At 36.7% G+C, this 19,834-nt stretch carries 17 protein-coding genes; 7 read left to right on the top strand and 10 right to left on the bottom strand.

What is annotated here, in order from left to right; translation table 11 throughout:
- Nucleotides 1–74: 74 nt before the first annotated feature.
- On the bottom strand, nt 75–1,766 hold the full coding sequence (locus B8967_RS13260) for a DUF6909 family protein (RefSeq protein ID WP_084086414.1): 1,692 nt from the start codon (nt 1,764–1,766) through the stop codon (nt 75–77).
- A 310-nt stretch (nt 1,767–2,076) separates the two neighbouring features.
- On the opposite strand from B8967_RS13260, the gene B8967_RS13255 reads away from it, so the two are divergent.
- Together B8967_RS13255 and B8967_RS13250 are read left to right on the top strand one after the other, a co-directional pair.
- On the top strand, nt 2,077–4,272 hold the full coding sequence (locus B8967_RS13255; protein ID WP_084086413.1) for a glutamine synthetase III family protein: 2,196 nt from the start codon (nt 2,077–2,079) through the stop codon (nt 4,270–4,272).
- A gap of 337 nt (nt 4,273–4,609) precedes the next feature.
- Complete coding sequence (locus B8967_RS13250) at nt 4,610–5,320, top strand: C40 family peptidase (RefSeq protein WP_084086412.1); 711 nt, start codon at nt 4,610–4,612, stop codon at nt 5,318–5,320.
- A gap of 211 nt (nt 5,321–5,531) precedes the next feature.
- On the opposite strand, the gene B8967_RS13245 is transcribed toward B8967_RS13250, so the two are convergent.
- The 6 genes from B8967_RS13245 to B8967_RS13220 all read right to left on the bottom strand — a co-directional run bounded on the left by B8967_RS13245 (nt 5,532) and on the right by B8967_RS13220 (nt 11,870).
- Nucleotides 5,532–6,113: a pentapeptide repeat-containing protein gene (locus B8967_RS13245; RefSeq protein WP_084086411.1), complete on the bottom strand. Its 582-nt coding sequence runs from the start codon at nt 6,111–6,113 to the stop codon at nt 5,532–5,534.
- A gap of 93 nt (nt 6,114–6,206) precedes the next feature.
- Nucleotides 6,207–7,436, bottom strand: coding sequence for a rod shape-determining protein RodA (rodA, locus tag B8967_RS13240; RefSeq protein WP_047484682.1), 1,230 nt, complete (start codon nt 7,434–7,436; stop codon nt 6,207–6,209).
- The gene (locus tag B8967_RS13235) at nt 7,433–9,466 is read right to left on the bottom strand and encodes a peptidoglycan D,D-transpeptidase FtsI family protein (protein ID WP_084086410.1); all 2,034 of its coding nucleotides are present in this window, start codon (nt 9,464–9,466) and stop codon (nt 7,433–7,435) included. Before B8967_RS13235 ends, rodA begins: the two co-directional genes overlap by 4 nt.
- Nucleotides 9,463–9,969, bottom strand: coding sequence for a hypothetical protein (locus B8967_RS13230; RefSeq protein WP_047484678.1), 507 nt, complete (start codon nt 9,967–9,969; stop codon nt 9,463–9,465). The genes B8967_RS13235 and B8967_RS13230 overlap by 4 nt, the downstream gene beginning before the upstream one ends.
- Nucleotides 9,962–10,816, bottom strand: a complete 855-nt coding sequence (mreC, locus tag B8967_RS13225) for a rod shape-determining protein MreC (RefSeq protein ID WP_047484676.1) — start codon at nt 10,814–10,816, stop codon at nt 9,962–9,964. The genes B8967_RS13230 and mreC overlap by 8 nt, the downstream gene beginning before the upstream one ends.
- 28 nt (nt 10,817–10,844) lie before the next feature.
- On the bottom strand, nt 10,845–11,870 hold the full coding sequence (locus B8967_RS13220) for a rod shape-determining protein (RefSeq protein WP_045491741.1): 1,026 nt from the start codon (nt 11,868–11,870) through the stop codon (nt 10,845–10,847).
- A 319-nt stretch (nt 11,871–12,189) separates the two neighbouring features.
- Between B8967_RS13220 and hemA the strand changes: the two genes are divergently transcribed.
- The 5 genes from hemA to hemE all read left to right on the top strand — a co-directional run bounded on the left by hemA (nt 12,190) and on the right by hemE (nt 16,588).
- Nucleotides 12,190–13,464, top strand: a complete 1,275-nt coding sequence (gene hemA / locus B8967_RS13215) for a glutamyl-tRNA reductase (RefSeq protein ID WP_047484674.1) — start codon at nt 12,190–12,192, stop codon at nt 13,462–13,464.
- A complete protein-coding gene (gene hemC, locus B8967_RS13210; protein ID WP_084086409.1) occupies nt 13,451–14,359 on the top strand; it encodes a hydroxymethylbilane synthase in 909 nt (302 codons plus the stop codon). The genes hemA and hemC overlap by 14 nt, the downstream gene beginning before the upstream one ends.
- A gap of 71 nt (nt 14,360–14,430) precedes the next feature.
- Nucleotides 14,431–15,117, top strand: a complete 687-nt coding sequence (locus B8967_RS13205) for a uroporphyrinogen-III synthase (RefSeq protein ID WP_084086408.1) — start codon at nt 14,431–14,433, stop codon at nt 15,115–15,117.
- Nucleotides 15,114–15,560 carry a hypothetical protein gene (locus tag B8967_RS13200; protein ID WP_084086407.1) on the top strand — a complete coding sequence of 149 codons (447 nt, stop codon included), beginning with the start codon at nt 15,114–15,116 and terminating at the stop codon, nt 15,558–15,560. The genes B8967_RS13205 and B8967_RS13200 overlap by 4 nt, the downstream gene beginning before the upstream one ends.
- A complete protein-coding gene (gene hemE / locus B8967_RS13195; protein ID WP_047484666.1) occupies nt 15,557–16,588 on the top strand; it encodes a uroporphyrinogen decarboxylase in 1,032 nt (343 codons plus the stop codon). The genes B8967_RS13200 and hemE overlap by 4 nt, the downstream gene beginning before the upstream one ends.
- A gap of 82 nt (nt 16,589–16,670) precedes the next feature.
- Here hemE and B8967_RS13190 read toward each other — a convergent pair whose 3' ends face one another.
- The 3 genes from B8967_RS13190 to B8967_RS13180 all read right to left on the bottom strand — a co-directional run bounded on the left by B8967_RS13190 (nt 16,671) and on the right by B8967_RS13180 (nt 19,784).
- Nucleotides 16,671–17,891: a cysteine desulfurase gene (locus tag B8967_RS13190; RefSeq protein WP_084086406.1), complete on the bottom strand. Its 1,221-nt coding sequence runs from the start codon at nt 17,889–17,891 to the stop codon at nt 16,671–16,673.
- Nucleotides 17,892–18,135: 244 nt separating this feature from the next.
- On the bottom strand, nt 18,136–18,789 hold the full coding sequence (locus B8967_RS13185; RefSeq protein ID WP_047484662.1) for a 50S ribosomal protein L25/general stress protein Ctc: 654 nt from the start codon (nt 18,787–18,789) through the stop codon (nt 18,136–18,138).
- A gap of 56 nt (nt 18,790–18,845) precedes the next feature.
- Nucleotides 18,846–19,784, bottom strand: a complete 939-nt coding sequence (locus tag B8967_RS13180) for a ribose-phosphate pyrophosphokinase (protein ID WP_047484660.1) — start codon at nt 19,782–19,784, stop codon at nt 18,846–18,848.
- Between the last annotated feature and the right edge of the window lie 50 nt (nt 19,785–19,834).

Genomic DNA, 19,834 nt, shown 5'->3' with positions numbered 1-19,834 from the left:
ATTTGTGTTGCAGAAAATAAAAAGCCTCAGATGTGTTGACATCTGAGGCTTGTATTATAATAGGAAATCAAAAGCTATTTCTTAACTGCAACTTCTTTTTTTCCACTTTTTAAAATCTTTTCAAGGATTCTTAATGTAATCAGATAAGTAGGTTTTACTCCTGTAAGCCCCAATCCTCCTGATGATAATGTACTTCCTGTTTCCAAAGGATTATCTGAAGCATAATACGCGTAACATACAAACAGATCCGGTGCAATATGATGTCTGATCTTCGAAGCTACCTGGATAGCCTTCTGATAGTGTGCCCCTTCCATTTCAAGACCAATGGCCTTCCATGAAGTATTCATAAAATAAGAAAGGATATCTCTGTTTTGAAGTGAAGTTCCTAAAACAGTAATCATAGGGCCTTCAAATGCTTTTAGCTCTTCATCATGGAAGTCGTCCAGCTTTAGTGCATTTTCAAAAGGATAATTATCTGCCGTTCCTTCAAAGATATGAGAGGTAGGAATCATAATATCCCCTTTTTCTCCTGTAAGAATTCCGGCTTTCCCCATAATGGAAACTGACCTTACATGCATCATATAGACTTCTCCTTTATGTTCGAAAGGTCTCAGCAGCTCGTCCATCACCTCAAAAGCCTGCTCTCCGAAAGCATAGTCAAATACCATGACTACATCATCACCTCCAAACTTGATATCTCCAAAAGGAGTATTCTTTAAATTTGTTTTGCTAAGGTCAATGATCTGAACATCGATATTACTTCCACTTTTATCAGCAATATGAATCATCCCCTCATCTAAAGCATACTTTGATACTTTATCACGAAGTTCTTTTTTGTTTGAAATCTCTTCATACATTTTATAGTCCACATCATGATGATGCTTCTTCTTAAGAGCTTCATTACCGTACAGCATATTTTTCACCGAATGCATATTGGCAGAAATAATATGCAACGGACGCATATGAAGGTTATTTTCAAATAAAACCTCCTTCACTTTATTAGCCCATTTCTCTCCAAAGTAGTGATGTCCTACTCTTTCCTTTAATATAGCACTGAAATGAATTTCTCTTTCTCTGGTCTGCTTTGCATCTTCAAGACTTACTTTCCCTAAGTTGTAAATGATTTTGAATAAACGGTCAGGATTATGATCATCTCCAAAAGTATTATAAGCTCTCAATGTCTCATCAAATGTTCTTCCTATTAAAGAGGATAGATGAATAAGAGCCACCTCTTTCTCTCTTCTGCTGAATTTCTTTTCTCCTTTCACTACCTCTTCAATAATTTTAAAGGCACGTGTCGGCTTCCAGTTTTCATCCTGGATGAAAGCCAGATTACGGATTTTATCAGCTTCTATAAATAAGAAGGTAAGGTGGGTAAGAATGTCATAAATTTCGGAACGGCCCAAAAGAACCTCAATATTCATCTGGTGTTCGTCTATTCTATAACAGTTTCTTCTTCTTTTCTTAGGAACAATAGGTTCGAAACTTCCTTTATCAAACCCTTCATCAGATGTAAGATGAATAAAAGCACATTCCTCAATCCCTTCAGGAAGCCTGTCTAAAACATACATCAAACCATCAAGCTCCAATTTATTTGGAATATTCATGGTACCATAAATCTCTGGATTGATTGTTTTCAACAAGCTTCTAATGCTCTCTCCTGAAACTCCTCCTGGCTTGAAAAATCCTCTATAAAATAAGTGTCTCATAGAAATATATAATCTTTCGATAGCCTCTGTTGTCTCTCTTGCTCTAGAATTTGTCATAAAATAAATTTCACACAAATATACAAAATCTTTGTCCATTTTATTTTAACTATCTTTTAACAAGTCTTTTAATCCATATAATCTCGTATCTTATAAGACATTCCTCAAATCATGTGTTTTTAGAGTATCTGAGCCTCAAAAAAGAGTTTTACACATTAAATTTTAAACATTGAATATCTTTTAACCCCTTACAAAAACGTTAAACTATTGTTTAAATTATATAATTTTTCAAAACACCCCTAATTTTTTTAGGGTTAAAATGATTTCATTTCATTTTTTTTGTAAATTTGCCCTGTAAAAATCACCCAATATGTCAACCTTAAGATTCAAAGCACTAGAAACCCTACCATTTAAGGACTTCAGAAAAGATAATTCTGTTGAGGTTCCTGCAAAACTGTCAGAATTATTCTGTACCAATGTTTTCTCGGAAGAGACAATGAGAGAATATTTAACAAAAGAAGCATTCAATTCTATTATGGATGCTGTAAAAAAAGGAACTAAAATCCAGAGACATATTGCTGACCAGGTAGCTGTAGCAATGAAAGACTGGGCTATGAGCAAAGGGGTAACCCATTACACACACTGGTTTCAACCTCTAACAGGAACCACTGCTGAAAAACACGACTCTTTCTTCACACCTATCGAAGGAGGGAGAGCAATCGAAAGATTCAGCGGAAACTTATTGATCCAACAGGAGCCAGATGCATCTTCATTCCCTAACGGAGGCATCAGAAATACTTTTGAAGCAAGAGGCTACACAGCCTGGGATCCTACCTCTCCTGCTTTCATCATGGGAACTACTTTATGTATTCCATCCATCTTCATTTCTTATACAGGAGAAACCTTAGATTATAAAGCTCCTCTTTTGAGAGCTTTGAATGCTGTGGATGAAGCAGCAACCAATGTAATGCAGTATTTTGACAAGAATGTTACAAAGGTAACTCCTACCCTGGGTTGGGAACAGGAGTACTTCCTTGTAGATTCAGCTTTATATCAGTCACGTCCGGACCTTGTATTGACAGGTAAAACATTACTGGGACATTCTCCGGCCAAAGGACAACAATTGGATGACCACTATTTCGGTTCTATCCCAACAAGAGTAATGAATTTCATGAAAGAGTTGGAAATTGAATGTATGAAATTGGGTATTCCTGTAACGACAAGACACAACGAGGTAGCTCCTAACCAATTTGAGCTGGCTCCAATGTTTGAAGAAGTAAACGTTGCCGTAGACCACAACTCTTTATTGATGGACATCATGGCGAGAATTGCTCACAAGCACCATTTCCATATTTTATTCCACGAAAAACCATTTGCCGGAGTAAACGGAAGCGGTAAGCACAACAACTGGTCTTTAGCCACTGATACAGGAGAAAACCTTCTAAGCCCGGGAAAAAATCCTAAGAAAAACTTACAGTTCCTAACATTCTTCGTTAATACTATCAAAGCAGTTTATGAATACGCTGACCTTTTAAGAGCAAGTATTGCTTCTGCAAGTAACGACCACAGACTAGGTGCCAACGAAGCTCCCCCAGCAATTATTTCCGTATTCATCGGAAGTCAGTTGTTCAGAGTACTGGAAGAACTTGAAAAAGTAACGGAAGGAAAGCTTTCTCCGGACGAAAAAACAGACCTTAAATTAAATGTAGTTGGAAAAATTCCTGAAATCCTATTAGATAATACGGACAGAAACAGAACTTCTCCGTTTGCATTTACAGGAAATAAATTTGAGATCAGAGCAGTAGGATCTTCTGCTAACTGTGCAGAGTCTATGACGGTAATGAATACCATCGCTGCAAAACAATTAATCGATTTCAAAAAAGAAGTGGATGCCCTTATTGAAACAGGTCTTAAAAAAGACGAAGCGATCTTCAATGTATTGAGAGAATACATCAAGCAGTGTAAGAGCATTATGTTTGAAGGTGACGGATATTCTGATGACTGGGCGAAAGAAGCTAAAAAGAGAGGCTTAAACAACTTAAAGACTACTCCTGAAGCTCTTAAACAGGAGATGGATAAAAAATTCGTTGCCCTTTACGAAGAAATCGGAGTATTTACTCACAGAGAGGTTGAGGCAAGAAACGAAATCAAATTAGAAAAATATTCTACGGTCATTGATATTGAAGCAAGAGTATTAAGTGATATCGCAAGAAATCACATCATCCCTTCTGCTTTAAAATATCAGAACAGATTAATTGAAAACGTAAAAGGACTGAAAGACATCTTTGGAGATAAAGAATTCAAAACATTAGCGAAAGAGCAAATGAGCTTAATCACGGATATCTCTGAAAACGTTTCCAAGATTAAACTTGGTGTTGAAGATCTTATTAAAGCAAGAGAAACAGCAAAAGCTGTATCAAATAGCCAAAAGCAGGCAGAATCTTACTGTACTAAAGTAATTCCTTTATTTGATGTTATCAGAGAAGCTTCTGATGATCTTGAAATGATGGTAGACGATGAGCTTTGGCCAATGACAAAATACAGAGAAATGTTGTTTACAAAATAACATCTGTAAAGTTCCATATTAGTTTAAATTCCTCGGTTTTCCGGGGAATTTTTTGGTTTTATTAACAACAGGAAAATTAGAGTTTTAAATTACAAAACCCGATCTATAGAAGAAAATCGATATGATTTGTTAAAGAATCATAATAAAAAAAACCGCACACTTACCAAAAATAGGCAGTTGCGGTTTATTTTTCTTTAACATATGTAAACAATATGTTAAATAGTGTTAAAATAAGATCCTGACAATTATCATATCAGGGGTCTTTTATTCGGAATCTCTACTTTTGTAATGCTTTTGAAAATAAATATTCCTTTTTAACACGGATAATCAAATATATATGAAGAAAAGAGTTTTGTTTTATTTAGTTGCTTTAGTTACTACTGTATCAATGCAATCGTGTGCTACTAATTATGTAGTTTCAAAACCAGCTACTTACACTAAAGAATACAAAACAGATGCCAAACTAGCCTCTATAGATAGCAAAAAAATGGAGCAGGATAAGCAAAAACTTATCGATTCTTTTCTTTCTGAAAAGGCTGCTACTTTAGCTAACGCTAAAAAAGCTATTAAGAATTCTGAGATTGCCAAAGTTGTGAAGTACAACAAAACAATTGACGGTATCCTTGAAGAGGCAGAAACATACTTGGGAACTCCTTACAGATATGGAGGAACAACAAGAAACGGTATTGATTGTTCAGCTTTCGTACTTTCCGTTTTCGGAGCAGCAGCAGGTCTTAGTTTACCTAGAGTAGCAGCTTCTCAGGCTCAGGAAGGAGAAAGAATTGAAAAAGGAAACTTACAGAAAGGAGATCTTATTTTCTTTTCTCATGGAAGAAGAATCTCTCACGTAGGTATTGTAGAAAGTGTTTCTGAAGAGGGTGAAATTAAATTTATCCATGCAGCAACATCAAAAGGAGTAATGATTTCTTCACTGAATGATTCTTATTGGGGTCCTAAATTTAGATTCGCAAAAAGAGTGATCAACGAAGAAGGAGAAGCTTATAATAATTTAGCCGCGGTTACTCCAGCTACACCAGCAAATTTTTAATTTTATAAATAATTGATTTAAATAATGAAGCCATCAGAATCTGATGGCTTTTTTATTTATTCTATTTCCCTATTAAGTTTTGGTAAAGCGAACGGAAGACATATGAATAAGAAAAGGCAGGCTAAAGCCCACCTCTATTGAATTTTATTATGATTAAAAAAGATCGAATGTTTATTATAGCCTCCAACCTCAAATCTATTACTTCTAAAGCCTAGCTGTTTTTATCAATTTCTATATCCAGCTTATACAACAGCCCATAGACTTCAGACAGTGAAAATTTGGCCTTTTTAAGCTTGTTTAAGGCGGGATCTATAGAATAGTTAACCGATGTTCTGAAATTCGCTTTTTCAAGGTTAGTATTATCGAAAACAGCACCAGCCAAATCGCAATGACTGAAAACAGCATTAGACAGATCACATTCTGCAAAATCTACTTCAATCAGTTTCGAATTTTTAAAAACGGTTTTCTTAACCGATGTCTGATAAAATACGGAATTGTTCAGGGAGCAGCCGTCAAAGGTAAAAGATAGCCCAAATTCATTACAGTCATTAAACTGGAGACCAAACATCTTACATTCTTTAAAAATAACTTCACGGAAAGCCGTTTTAATAAGTTTTGCCATACTCAGGTTGCATCCTATAAATTCACAGTCAGTAAAATTAAATTCCGACAGCCCTGCATATTCAAAATTGCAGTTCCTGAATATACAGTTCTCATATTCCCCTTTATCTAAAGGAAACTGTGTAAAGTCTGTATTCTCAAAATTCTGATCTAAAATATAAACCTCTTTCATACGCTCTAATAATTTTTGGGAATGAACTTTCCATCCACGTTTTTTTCATGGATATTAAAAAGAAAAGGAAACAGAACATTTTTAATCTTCCGTTTACACCAAACTGTTCTTATCTGAATAATTAAGTTTAAAGAAAATAAAAGTCATCATTGAGAAAGCAAGCAAAGAACTTCCTCCATAACTAAAGTACGGAAGAGGAATCCCTACCGTTGGGAAAAGCCCCATAACCATTCCTAAATTGATTGAAAAGTGCATCAAAAGGATGGAAGCAAAGCAATACCCAAACACGCGGTTAAAAGTGGACTTCTGCTGTTCTGCAAGATAATAGATCCGCCCTATATAAACCATATAACACAAAATCAGCACTGCACTTCCTACAAAACCCCATTCTTCACCTACGGTACAGAAAATATAATCGGTTTCCTGTTCAGGTACAAACTTACCTTGCGTAACAGATCCTTCGCGGTATCCTTTTCCTAAAAGTCCTCCGGATCCGATAGCTGTCTTGGAGTATAATAAGTTATACCCTGAAGTATCTCTAAAAGCTTTTTCCCCTTTATAAAGAACCTCAATTCTTTCTCTCTGGTGCTTTGGAAGTTTCTCTAAGATGTAAGGAGACCCGAAAGCTAATCCACACAACAAAAGGATAGATCCTGATATTCCGGAAATGGAGATCACATCCCAGGACATCCTATGATAATTCATCGCAATCAATACCCCGGCAATCAACACAATGGTAGCCGCCACATACACCGGCGGGATAGCTAATGAAACTAAGAACACCCCCGCAAACATAAATCCTATCCCAAATAAAAGTCCGCTTAAACCTTCCCGGTATAAAGCAATGAAAAACGCAATGAACACCAGCATAGATCCTACATCCGGAATAGCGAGTACTACGGCCGCAGGAATCCCTATGATAGCCAGAGTAGTCCATAGAGATTTTCTGTTTTTCAGATTAAAATCGGGTCCGGAAACATAGTTGGCAAGCATCAATGCCGTTCCTATCTTAGCAAACTCTACAGGCTGCATGGTAAAACTTCCGAATTTATACCAGTTCTTCTGCCCTAGAATTTCTTTACCAAAAGGAAAAAGCCCTATCAGCAGGAGAACCCCACCAATATAAATAATACCGGCCATATTCTCAAAGAATTTGCTTCTGCTAAAGAATATCATAAGCCCCACAAATACAGAAATACAGAAAAAAACCAACTGTTTTTCGCCCAATTTTTGGTCTACACTGTAAATATTGGCAATGGCAAAAATGCATAGCAGGAAATACAGTCCAAGTCCAAGTTTATCTATTCCTTCTGTCCACTTCATGGCTTCGCAGATTTGGTTTTTTTAGTTTCTTCGTCTATCTTTTTTTGTAGTTTCGCTTTCTGTTGCTTTACAAGCTCCAGGCTGTCCTGCATTCTTTTGCGCTTAATAGAGTCTGGCTTAGGATCTACATACCAGCCTTTACGTTTAAGGTCTGCTACCCATTGCCTTTTATACTCAGGCATAAAGCTTGCCCCGATCATTTTTTTATAGAGATTATCTCTCTTCAGATCACCGGTAATATATTTCTCAGCAATTACAGTACACGCCGGCCCTGCCCAGGTTGCCCCGAACCCAGCATGTTCCATTACGGCTACCACTACAATTTTAGGTTTATCAGCAGGAGCAATAAGTACAAAGATTGAGTTATCTTTTCCCTGTGGCACCTGTGCGGTACCTGTTTTGGCTAGCTGGGTAAAATCATTTGATTTTAAGCTTCTTGCCGTTCCTCTTAGAACCACCGCTTCCATACCTTTTAAAACAGGTTCAAAATGCTTAGGATCAACAAGGGTTTTATGTTTAACCTTGAATCTTTTATCAGGATTGGCTTTCCCATCAATTGCTTTTACAATATGCGGAGTATAATACCATCCTTTGTTAGCAATAGCAGCTACATAATTGGCCAACTGAATAGGGGTTACCAATACATCTCCCTGCCCCATTCCGTTATAAATGGCTCCAGTAGACATCTCATCCCAGTTTATAAAATCAGTTCTCTTAGAACCGCTCGCTTTCATGATGGCTTTAAATCGCTTCTCATAAAAATCTCCGGAAGGAATTCTCCCTTTTGCCCCCACGGCAAAATCATTATTTAAAAACTCTCCTACTCCAAAGCTGCTCATGATTTTCTTCCATTCGTCAACACCTTTGGAAGGGTTTCCCGGATATTTTTTGATGATGGCAATAAATGCATAGGTGAAAAAACAGTTACTGGAAACCTGAATAGAAGGGATCAACGGATCGGCCCCACCATGCCCCTTAATTCTTTTACCTTTATAGAAAAACCCGCCGCCACAAGGGAAAACGGTCTTTTCATCCATTACTCCCATCTGCATTGCAGCCAAAGCAGTTAATAATTTGAAAGTAGATCCCGGAGGATAGCCTGCCTGTAAGGAACGATCGAATGTAGGTTTATTTTCGTAAAGTGTATCTTTTGATAAAGCGTATAAATTTTTTGATTTATTAGGTCCGGTGAAAAGATTAGGATCGATATCCGGTCCTGTTGCAGCCACCAATACTTCCCCATTATTAGGGTCAATAGCTACAATGGCTCCATGTTTGTTAACGAGCATTTCTTCAGCAGTTCTCTGAAGATCATAATCAATAGTTAAGGTAATGTCTTTCCCGGTAATAACATCTTTATCCAGAGATCCGTTTTTATAAGAACCAATATTTCGGAGTCTGATGTCTTTTTGGATATATTTCATCCCTTTTACTCCTCTGAGTTCTTTTTCGTAAGATTTTTCAACCCCTGTTTTTCCGATAAAGTCTCCCGGTAAATAATAAATAGAATCTTTTTTAATGTCTCTTTCATTTACCTCACTGGTATATCCCAAAAGATTTCCGGATGTAGAAACTTCATACTGACGCTGAGGTCGCTGTACAATAGTAAATGCGGGATACTTAAAAATAATCTCCTGCACTCTTGCAATATCTTCTCTGCTGAGGTCCTTTATGAACGTCATTGGAGTCAGCTTGGAATAATATTTTTCTTTTTTAATGATATTGACTTTGTTGATGAAATCTTTTTTGCTGATCTTCATCAAGCTGCAGAAGCCTAATGTATCAAAATCAGGTTTCATTAATCCCTGGGTAAAAGAAATCTCATAAGCAGGCTGATTTCCTACCATGATTTTCCCATTTCTGTCAAAAATCACCCCACGCTGCGGAATAACGTATTCAATTTTAATGGATGTATTGGCCGCATTCAGTGCGTAGCGGTCTGTAAACAACTGCAAATAAGCCAGCCTCGCTATAAAAATAAGAGCGATAACAACAAGGATGGAAAAGATTTTTAAATAACGTGTGTTCAAACTTTTTGTTTGATTTTAAATATTAATGCGTAAATAACTATAAATATAAATGAAATTACACTAGTCACCAACACATTAAACAATATTTCAAAAAACCTGCTAAACTTAAAGAACTCTATATACTGTACGAAAAGCTGATGCAGGAAAATACTTGAAAATAAAAACAGCAAAAACTGCGCCCATTGTAAGGACTGAAAAGAGAAAAAGTCTGTGGAAGTATCCGTGGAAGTCCTGAATATCAATGTTCTATAATAAGCTATCAGGGTGGTAGCAAATGCATTGATTCCCCAGGAATAGTGGAATCCATCTATAGCCAACCCAATTAAAAAGCTTAGTGCCAGGAACTGAAATTTATTTCTGAAAAAAGGATAGAACATGACAAATACGGGATACAGTACCGGAGTATATTTTCCGAACAACGTAATCCTGTTCAATACAAATATCTGTAATGCAACCAGGAAGATCATGATCAATATGTCTGTAAATAAAGTTCTGCTAATCATTTTCTTTTTTTATTACAGCCTGCATAGTATCCTGAATCTTCTGCACTTCGGCCTTTTTAAGATTCTTTACTACAAACACTTTATTTAACGCTCCCATTTTTTCACTCAGCTCAACTGAGATATCCCAGAAGCCTGTTTTATTATCTACCGAATAACCGGCAATAGTACCGATCATAACCCCTTTAGGGAAGATGGCAGATTTTCCGTCTGTTACTACGGTATCACCTACTTTTAAAGCAACGTATTTTGGAATATCGGCAAGATGCATCACTCGTGAATTATCCCCATTCCATGTTAATGTTCCAAAATATCCGGAATTTTTAAGTGCCGCATTGATTCTGATCCTGTTTACACTTAGTACAGACTGAACCAATGCATAGCTATCAGTAGAATTGATAACGATTCCCGCAATACCTCTTGGTGCCATTACCCCCATTTGTGGGAAAACACCATCTCTGCGGCCGCGGTTGATTGTAAAGTAATTATTTCTTCGGTTGATGCTGTTGAAAACAATCTCACCATCAACAAAAGTATAGATTTGACCCCCTCCTATGGTATCATGAACTTTTTTGAAAACAGGATTTTTACCTCCTTCTTTTCCGTAAAGTTCAGTCATAAGGGCTTTATTCTGAATCACAAGATCTTCGTTGATCTGTTTAAGTTTCAGATAAGTAACTCCTTCATCAATATATCCGGAAACCCACGAATTCAGCGCAGCCGTCTGGCCCGCTATCCAGGATCTCTGCATGGCATTTCTAGAGAATATCAAAACCAGAGCAATAATTTGCAGGAATATAAAGAAGACGAAAAGAGTGTTCTTCGAAAATAATCTCAGCAAAAATCCCATTCAGATATATAGTCGTAAAAAGTTAAAATTATTTAATTAAGAAATTGAACTTATCCATATTCTTAAGGGCAATACCAGTTCCGCGAACAACAGCTCTTAACGGATCTTCAGCAACAAATACAGGAAGACCTGTTTTTTTGTGAATTCTATCCGCAAGACCTCTTAGTAACGCTCCTCCTCCAGCAAGATAAATACCTGTTTTGTAAATATCAGCAGCCAATTCCGGTGGAGTAAGAGAAAGGGTTTCCATTACAGCATCTTCAATTCTGATAATAGACTTGTCTAATGCACGTGCAATTTCCTTATATCCAACCATAATTTCTTTAGGTTTTCCTGTAATAAGGTCTCTACCCTGTACCGGGATATCTTCAATGTCTACATCAAGATCCTCTACTGCAGATCCTACTTCAATTTTAATTCTCTCAGCAGTTCTTTCCCCAATGTAAAGGTTATGGTGAGTTCTTAAGTAATATGCAATATCATTGGTAAATACGTCACCTGCAATCTTCACAGATTTATCACATACGATACCTCCTAAAGCTACTACTGCAATTTCTGTAGTACCTCCACCTATATCAATGATCATGTTACCCTCAGGTTTTTGTACGTCGATCCCCACCCCAATTGCTGCTGCCATTGGCTCATAGATCAACCTTACTTCTTTTGCGTTTACTTTTTGAGCAGAATCTCTTACCGCTCTCTTTTCAACTTCAGTAATACCAGAAGGAATACAGATTACAATTCTTAATGCAGGCTGTATGAATTTACCCTTTATTCCAGGAATTTTTTTGATAAACTCCTTGATCATATGCTCAGAAGCGTGGAAATCAGCAATAACCCCATCCTTCAAAGGACGAATTGTTTTGATATCCTCATGAGTTTTACCCTGCATATGTTTAGCCTGTTCACCAACAGCAATGGGTTTACCCGTAGAACGTTCAATTGCTACAATTGACGGCTGATCTATAACAATCTTATTATTATGGATGATAAGGGTATTAGCTGTTCCCAGGTCTATCGCAATTTCTTGCGTAAACATATCAAATAAACTCATATATTTCTTCTGATTTTAAGTTTACAAAGATATAAATTTAACACTACTAAAGAAATTTCACACCAACATAATTTGGTTAAAATTTTATTAAAATTTATAATTCTTTATTAACTTTTACTTTAGATGTTTACAGACTTTGAGTTAAACTAAAATTAACAGGGGAAATTATGGGTTAAAAATGGGTAAAAAGCCGGTTTGAAAATCGCTAAATTTACCCATTACAATAAATTCCGGATGGTCTCTATAGTTTTTTACGATAATTATCATATACACTATCAGAGGCTGGTTAATTAAAAAAAGCGTAAATTTGCGACTGCTTATGTTACAGTATTCCAACATCCATCAAACATCGAATTTTGCCGTGCTTTCCATAAGCTACGAAAAGGCCGATGTAGAAACGAGAGGAAAGTTTGCATTCTTTGATGAGAACATCAAAAACTTCGTTTCCCGGGTCCATCAGGAAGATCTTGGTGATGCTTTTGTGGTTTCTACATGTAACAGGACTGAGATTTATACCACTTCATCCAATTATCTTTTAGTGGCTGAAGAATACTGCAAAACAATTGGAGTACATCTTACGGATTTCCTTCAGTTTGCCAATATTCTTACAAAAGAAGAGGCTTTAATACACCTTTTCAGAGTTGCCGCCGGACTTGAGAGTCAGATTATCGGAGATTTTGAAATTATCGGTCAGATCAAAAAAGCGTATACCCGTTTTAAAAAAGAAAGACAGAATTCCAATCCTTATCTGGAAAGAGCGATCAATGCTGCTATTCAGATTTCGAAAAGAATAAAAAATGAAACAGGAATCTCCAACGGAGCGGCTTCTGTATCTTATGCTGCCGTTCACTATATTTTAAACAACCAAAAGAGGATCAATGAAAAAAACATTCTTCTTTTAGGGGTGGGTGAAATTGGGCAGAATACTGTTGAGAATTTAGTAAAACACGTTTACCAGCCTAAAATAAAAATAGCCAACCGAACTCAGGAAAAAGCTGAAAAGATTTCTGAGAAATATAATATTCCCCATGTTGATTATTCTGATGTGGACAAGGAATTAAAGGAAACGGATATTCTCATTGTGGCGACCGGAGCAAAGCACCCTATTATCAACCAGTCTCATTTTCCGAACGGAAAGGAAACATTGGTAATCGATCTTTCTATTCCGCATAACGTTGAAAAAAATGTGACTGAAAATAAAAATGTAACATTAATAGACGTTGATGAGCTTTCAAAACAAATCCAGGAAACTATTCAGCAACGGGAAAAAGAGATTCCAAAAGCAGAAAAGATTATCAAGGAGCTGATGAAAGACTTCATTGAATGGGAGAAAAAGAGAAAGCTGGCTCCCAATATTCATCATTTCAAAGCCGTTTTAAAGAATATGGAACGCAATGAGATGCATAATTTTTATAAAAAGAATAAATACATAAACATCACGGACATGGAACTTTCTGATAAAATGATCCAGAAAATTACCAACCGTTTTGCAAAATATATCATCGATAACCCTTTAAAAGCCGAAGAAATTAGTAAATTAATGCACGAAATATTAGTTGAACAACCAAACAACGAATTCAATGAAAAGCATTAGAATTGGAACCAGAAATTCCGCACTTGCACTTTGGCAGGCTAGAGAGGTTGCGAGGCACCTTCAGAACCTCAATTATTTAACAGAAATTGTTCCTATCGTCTCTTCAGGCGATAAGAATCTTAATCAACCACTATATTCTTTAGGAATTACAGGAGTTTTCACAAGAGATCTCGATATTGCCTTACTGAATGACGAAATTGATATTGCCGTACATTCTTTAAAAGATGTTCCTACCCAGTTACCTCAAAATATTGAGATGATTAGCTATCTGGAAAGGGATTATCCTCAGGACATCCTGATCAGAAAGGAATCTTCCAGAAACAAAGAATTCCATGAGCTTAAACTGGCTACAAGCAGCTTAAGAAGAAGAGCATTCTGGCTAAAGCATTATCCTGAGACTGAGTTTTCGGACATCCGTGGAAACATCCAGACGCGTCTTCAAAAACTTGAAGATGGAAATTTTGATGCTACCCTACTATCTCTGGCAGGGATCAAAAGAATGAAAATGGAAATTGATTATGAAATGCTTCCATTAATGATTCCGGCACCATCACAAGGTGTTATTGCTGTAGCCGGACATTCTGACAAACCTGAGATCAACGAAATATTAAAACAGATCAATCATGCACCCACTCAAATCTGTGTAGAAATTGAAAGAAATTTCTTAAGCACTTTGGAAGGAGGCTGTACTGCACCAATTGGTGCTTTTGCAGAAATCATCGGTGATCAGATCCGTTTCAAAGCTGCACTTTGTTCTCTGGATGGTAAAAACTGTATTGCTGTTGATGAAAATTTCGAATACAACACTACAGACAATTTCGGAGAAAAGTATGCGAAAGTAGTTCTTGAAAACGGTGGAAAAGAATTGATGGCAGAAATCAAAAGCCAGATCTAAGATTATTTCAAAGTATAAATTGTAGATTTATATTTTACCTCCCCTCCTTTTTCAGTTTCAAACGTAAAGACATGAAAATCTTATTTACCAAAAATATAGACCAAGCGATTATATCCAAGAAATTAGGAGAGGATATCTCGGTTGATTGTATTGAGGTCATTAAGACACAGCCTCTAAAAGTCTCACCTTTTGATCTGAAAAATTATTCATTGATCTTCACCAGCGTCAATGGAGTGTCTTCATTTTTCGAAAACGGCTTTAAACCAAATGAAGATTTTACTGCGAAAAATTACAATAAGATCTACTGTGTGGGTGAAAAAACAAAGAAAGAACTTAGAAAACATGGCTTTGGAACTTTTAAAGTACTGAGAAATGCAGAAGTCCTTTCCGGATTTATTATCGGAAAATGCCAGCACGAACAATTCCTTCACTTCTGTGGCAATCTTGCTATTAATGTTTTGGATAAGGATCTACCGCTTCAAAACATTAAGTATAAAAAGGTCACCGTATATAACACAGAGGAAATCAATCCTTTAATAACTGAAAAATATCATGCTGCAGTATTTTTTAGTCCGAGCGGAGTTCGTAGTTTTGCAAAGCAAAATTCTCTGGAGAATATGAATCTTTTTTCGATTGGAGAAACCACTTCCGGAGAACTGAGAAACTATACCCAGGGAAAGATCTTCACCTCTGAAAGTAATGATCTGGTATCAGTTTTGGATATGATAGTGAAATTTTATAAAAACAAACAAATATGAAAAATTTAGTAATTTTATTGACCGCGTTATTTATTACTTTTTCCTGTACACAGCAAAAAGCAAATCAAACCGCTAAAGTTCCCTACACTGAAGCAAAAAATTATTTTGTAAAAAACACTTACAAAACGAATGCTGTCACCTCCAAAAAAATCACCTCTCAACAGGAATTTGATGACATTTTCGGAATGGCAACAACTATGGGAAAGGATGGTAAGCCAACCAGCATTGATTTTTCTAAGAATTATGTCATTGCACTAATCGGAGTTGAAACCAATAAACCGACTGACTTTTTAATTAAAAATCTGGTTAGAGAGAAGGACGATATTATTCTTTCTTACGCTATAAAAGAAGAGGGTACAGAAAACTCTTATACAATATTACCTACTAAAATACTTATTGTCAGCAAGCAATATGATGGCAATATCATTTCAAATAAACTATGATTAAAAACGACCTATATTTAAAAGCACTTCGCGGAGAAACCGTTGAAAGACCTCCTGTCTGGATGATGAGGCAGGCTGGAAGATATCTGCCGGAATTCATTGCTCTGAGAGACCAATATGATTTCTTTACAAGATGTCAGACCCCTGAACTTGCTGCTGAAATTACATTACAGCCTATCCGTCGATTTCCTTTGGATGCCGCGATCCTGTTTTCGGATATTCTGGTAGTTCCTCAGGCAATGGGAATTGATTTCAAGATGAAAGAATCTGTTGGACCATGGTTGGATACTCCGATCAGAACAATGGAACAGGTTCAGAATATTGAGACTCCGGATGTGAATGATACATTAGGTTATGTTTTTGATGCTATTGAACTTACCCTTCAGAAATTAGACAATGCAATTCCATTGATTGGTTTTGCGGGTTCTCCATGGACCATTCTTTGTTATTGTGTAGAAGGAAAAGGCAGTAAGGCATTTGATATTGCAAAATCATTCTGCTTCCAGCAGCCTGAAGCAGCTCATCTATTACTTCAGAAAATTACAGATACTACTATTGCTTATCTGAAAAGAAAAGTAGAAAAAGGAGTTTCTGCGGTACAGATATTTGATTCATGGGGAGGAATGCTTTCTCCTACTGATTATCAGGAATTCTCATGGCAATACATCAATCAGATCGTTGAGGCATTAAGTCCACTTACCCATGTGGTTGTATTTGGAAAGGGATGTTGGTTTGCACTGGAAGACATGACCATGTCTAAAGCTTCTGCTCTTGGTGTTGACTGGACTATTAAGCCGGAATTTGCAAGAACACTTACCAATCATACGATGACACTACAGGGAAACTTTGATCCTGCAAGGCTTCACTCAACTCCTGAAACCATCAAAAAAATGGTAACCGAGATGATCAACCGTTTTGGAAAAGACAGGTATATTGCTAATCTGGGACACGGAATTTTACCTAACGTTCCTGTAGAAAATGCAGAAGCATTCATCAGAGCGGTAGTAGACTGGAAACCTACGCTTTAAATCCGGATTAATATCCGTATAGAAATAATAAAAGCCCTATCATTGACTGACAGGGCTTTTTATGTATATCGTATTGATTCATTTAACTCAACATTCGTTGTGCTTTCTTTACTCCTTCTACCAAAATATCAATTTCTCCAAAAGTATTATACACAGCGAAACTGGCTCTTACCGTTCCTGCAATATTAAAGAAGTTCATAATAGGCTGTGTACAGTGGTGTCCTGTTCTTACAGCAATTCCCATTTTATCCAGGATCATTCCCACATCGGAAGAAATCCCTACTCCTTCCAGGTTAAAAGAAACAACACCTGTTCTCTTAGCTTTTTCACCATAAATTTTAATGCCTCCAATTTCTAGAAGCTGTCTCTGAGCATATTCCAACAATGCATTTTCATGATTCTGAATGTTTTCATGTCCTACTTTGTTCATAAAATCCACCGCAGCTCCTAAAGCAATATTTCCTCCTACATTTGGCGTTCCTGCCTCATATTTAAACGGAAGACCTGCATAGGTAGTTCCTTCAAAAGAACAAGTAGCAATCATCTCTCCTCCTCCATGAAATGGCGGCAACGCTTCCAATATTTCACGTTTTCCGTATAAAACACCTGTTCCCATCGGAGCATACATTTTGTGGCCGGAAAACACAAAGAAATCGCAATCCATTTTCTGAACATCTATATTGAAGTGAGGAGCAGACTGAGCCCCGTCAATAACAACATAGGCGTCCGTATTTTTTCTCGTTTTTGATATGATTTCTTCAATAGGATTGACAATTCCCAACGCATTGGAAACCTGGTTTACAGAAACCACTTTAGTTTTTTCACTTAGGAATTGATCAAATTGATCCATCTGAAGAATCCCGTTTTCATCGATCGGAATAACACGAAGTTTTGCTCCGGTTCTTTCACAAAGCATTTGCCAAGGAACGATATTGGAATGGTGCTCCAGATAGGAAATAATAATCTCATCATCTTTTTTTAATTTTTGAGTTAAAATATAAGCGATGAGGTTTAACCCTTCTGTAGTTCCTTTTGTGAAAATAACTTCAAAATCATGTTCAGCATTAATGAATTTTTGAATCTTTCTTCTTGAAAGCTCCATTTCTTCTGTAGCTAGCTGACTTAATGTGTGAATTCCTCTGTGAACATTAGCATTAAGTTCTGTATAATATGCATGACAGACTTCCAACACCGAATTTGGTTTTTGAGATGTAGCTGCATTATCCAAATAAACCAATGGTTTACCGTTCACTTCCCTGCCCAATATAGAAAACTGGTCTCTTATTTCCTGAATGTCAAACATTTATTTACATTTTAAATTAAAACGTCCTTATTTAGAACACTTCAAATTTACGGCTTTTTTTCCGAAAGGATACATTGGATTGAAGCCTGATTCTTGTCAGTTAATAGAAATATTCGATGGATAAGATTGAAACCGGAACTAGCAGCCAGATTCATTGACCTATTGTCTTTCCTGAATCCTTACCCCAAATAAAAAACCTGCCAAATACATTGACAGGTTCTTATATTGTTTAAATAAGCAATTCTTATTCTGCAGATTTCTCTTCTGTTGTTGGAACATCAGGAGATTGAGTAGCCACTTCTGCAGCTTCTTCTTCATCTTCATCATCTTCTGCTGCTGCACCTCCTTTCATTGCATTTCTAGACATCTTAACAGCTACTACAACTGCATTGTCCGGGTGCATGAAAGTATATCCTTCAGCTTTGATACCTCCGATGTAAAGTTTGTTACCAATTCTTAATGGAGTAACATCTACAACTACTTCGTCTGGCAAGTTAGCAGGAATAGCTTTTACTTTCAATTTTCTGAAAGACTGACGTAAAACACCACCAGCAACAACACCTTTTGAACGTCCAGTAATTCTTACAGGAACCTCCATAACAACTGGCTTATCGTCAGCTAATTGATAGAAGTCTGCGTGAAGAATTTTGTCTGTAATTGGGTGAAACTGAATATCTTGAAGAACTGCTGGAATTGTTTGACCATCAACTTCAATAGATACCGTGTGTGCTTCAGGAGTGTATACTAATCCTTTGAAAGCTCTCTCTTCAGCAGAGAAGTTCAAAGGTGCACCACCTCCATAAACAACACAAGGAACTAATTCAGCATCACGTAAAGCTTTTGTAGACTTTTTGCCCACGCTTTCTCTTTTTGTACCTTGAATTGTAATAGATTTCATTTATAAAAAATTTAAAAAATTATTTTAGTTTTAATTTGTAATTTGCTAAAAATCAATTAAATAACAAATTTGCTGCTAATTGATCTATGCTCATGAACCATCGTCATAACGTCTGCAAATAACGGGGCGCAAGATAGCACTTTTATTTTAGTTGACAAATTATTTTTAACAGGAATTGAGTCAGTTACAATAACTTCCATTATTTTAGAATTCTCAATATTCTCGTAAGCCTTACCTGAAAGCACTCCGTGAGTGGCCATCGCTCTTACTGTTTTTGCTCCTTTTTCAATCAAGATGTCTGCAGCTTTACAAAGTGTTCCTGCAGTATCAATCATATCATCAATAAGGATTACGTTTTTACCTGTCACATCTCCGATAAGGAACATTTCTTCAATAACGTTTGCTTTCTTTCTTTCCTTATAAGCAATTACTACTTCTGCCCCCAGGTGACCCGCGTAGTTTTTAGCTCTTTTTGCACCTCCCATATCCGGAGAAGCAATGGTAAGATTATCAAGATTTAAAGATCTGATATAATCTACGAAAATAGTAGAAGCATAAAGGTGATCCACCGGAATCTCGAAGAATCCCTGAATCTGATCTGCGTGAAGATCCATTGTCATCACTCTTGTTGCTCCTGCTGCAGTAAGAAGGTTAGCAACTAACTTAGCACCGATCGGCGCTCTTGGTTTGTCTTTTCTGTCCTGTCTCGCAAGTCCGAAATAAGGAATTACAACAGTAATGCTCTTTGCAGAAGCTCTTTTTGCTGCATCAATCATCAGGAGAAGTTCCAAAAGATTGTCTGCAGGTGGAAACGTAGATCCTATTAAGAAAACTCTTCCTCCTCTTACAGATTCGTCTAAAACAGGCTCAAATTCCCCGTCGCTAAACTCCTGAAAGTTGATTTTCCCTAATTCTTTCCCATAATGCTGGGCAATTTTCTCTGCCAAGTCCCTGCTGGTTCTTGTACAAAATAGATAACTTAACTGATCGGCCATTTTTACTTTTTAAAAGATTTTGCAAATTTAAAAAAAAACCACAAGAATTA

Source organism: Chryseobacterium sp. YR221 (genome assembly GCF_900176315.1).
Taxonomy (GTDB): Bacteria; Bacteroidota; Bacteroidia; order Flavobacteriales; family Weeksellaceae; genus Chryseobacterium; species Chryseobacterium rhizosphaerae.
The sequence above is the reverse complement of the archived record's forward strand: the minus strand, read 5'-3'. Positions and strand labels throughout refer to the sequence as shown.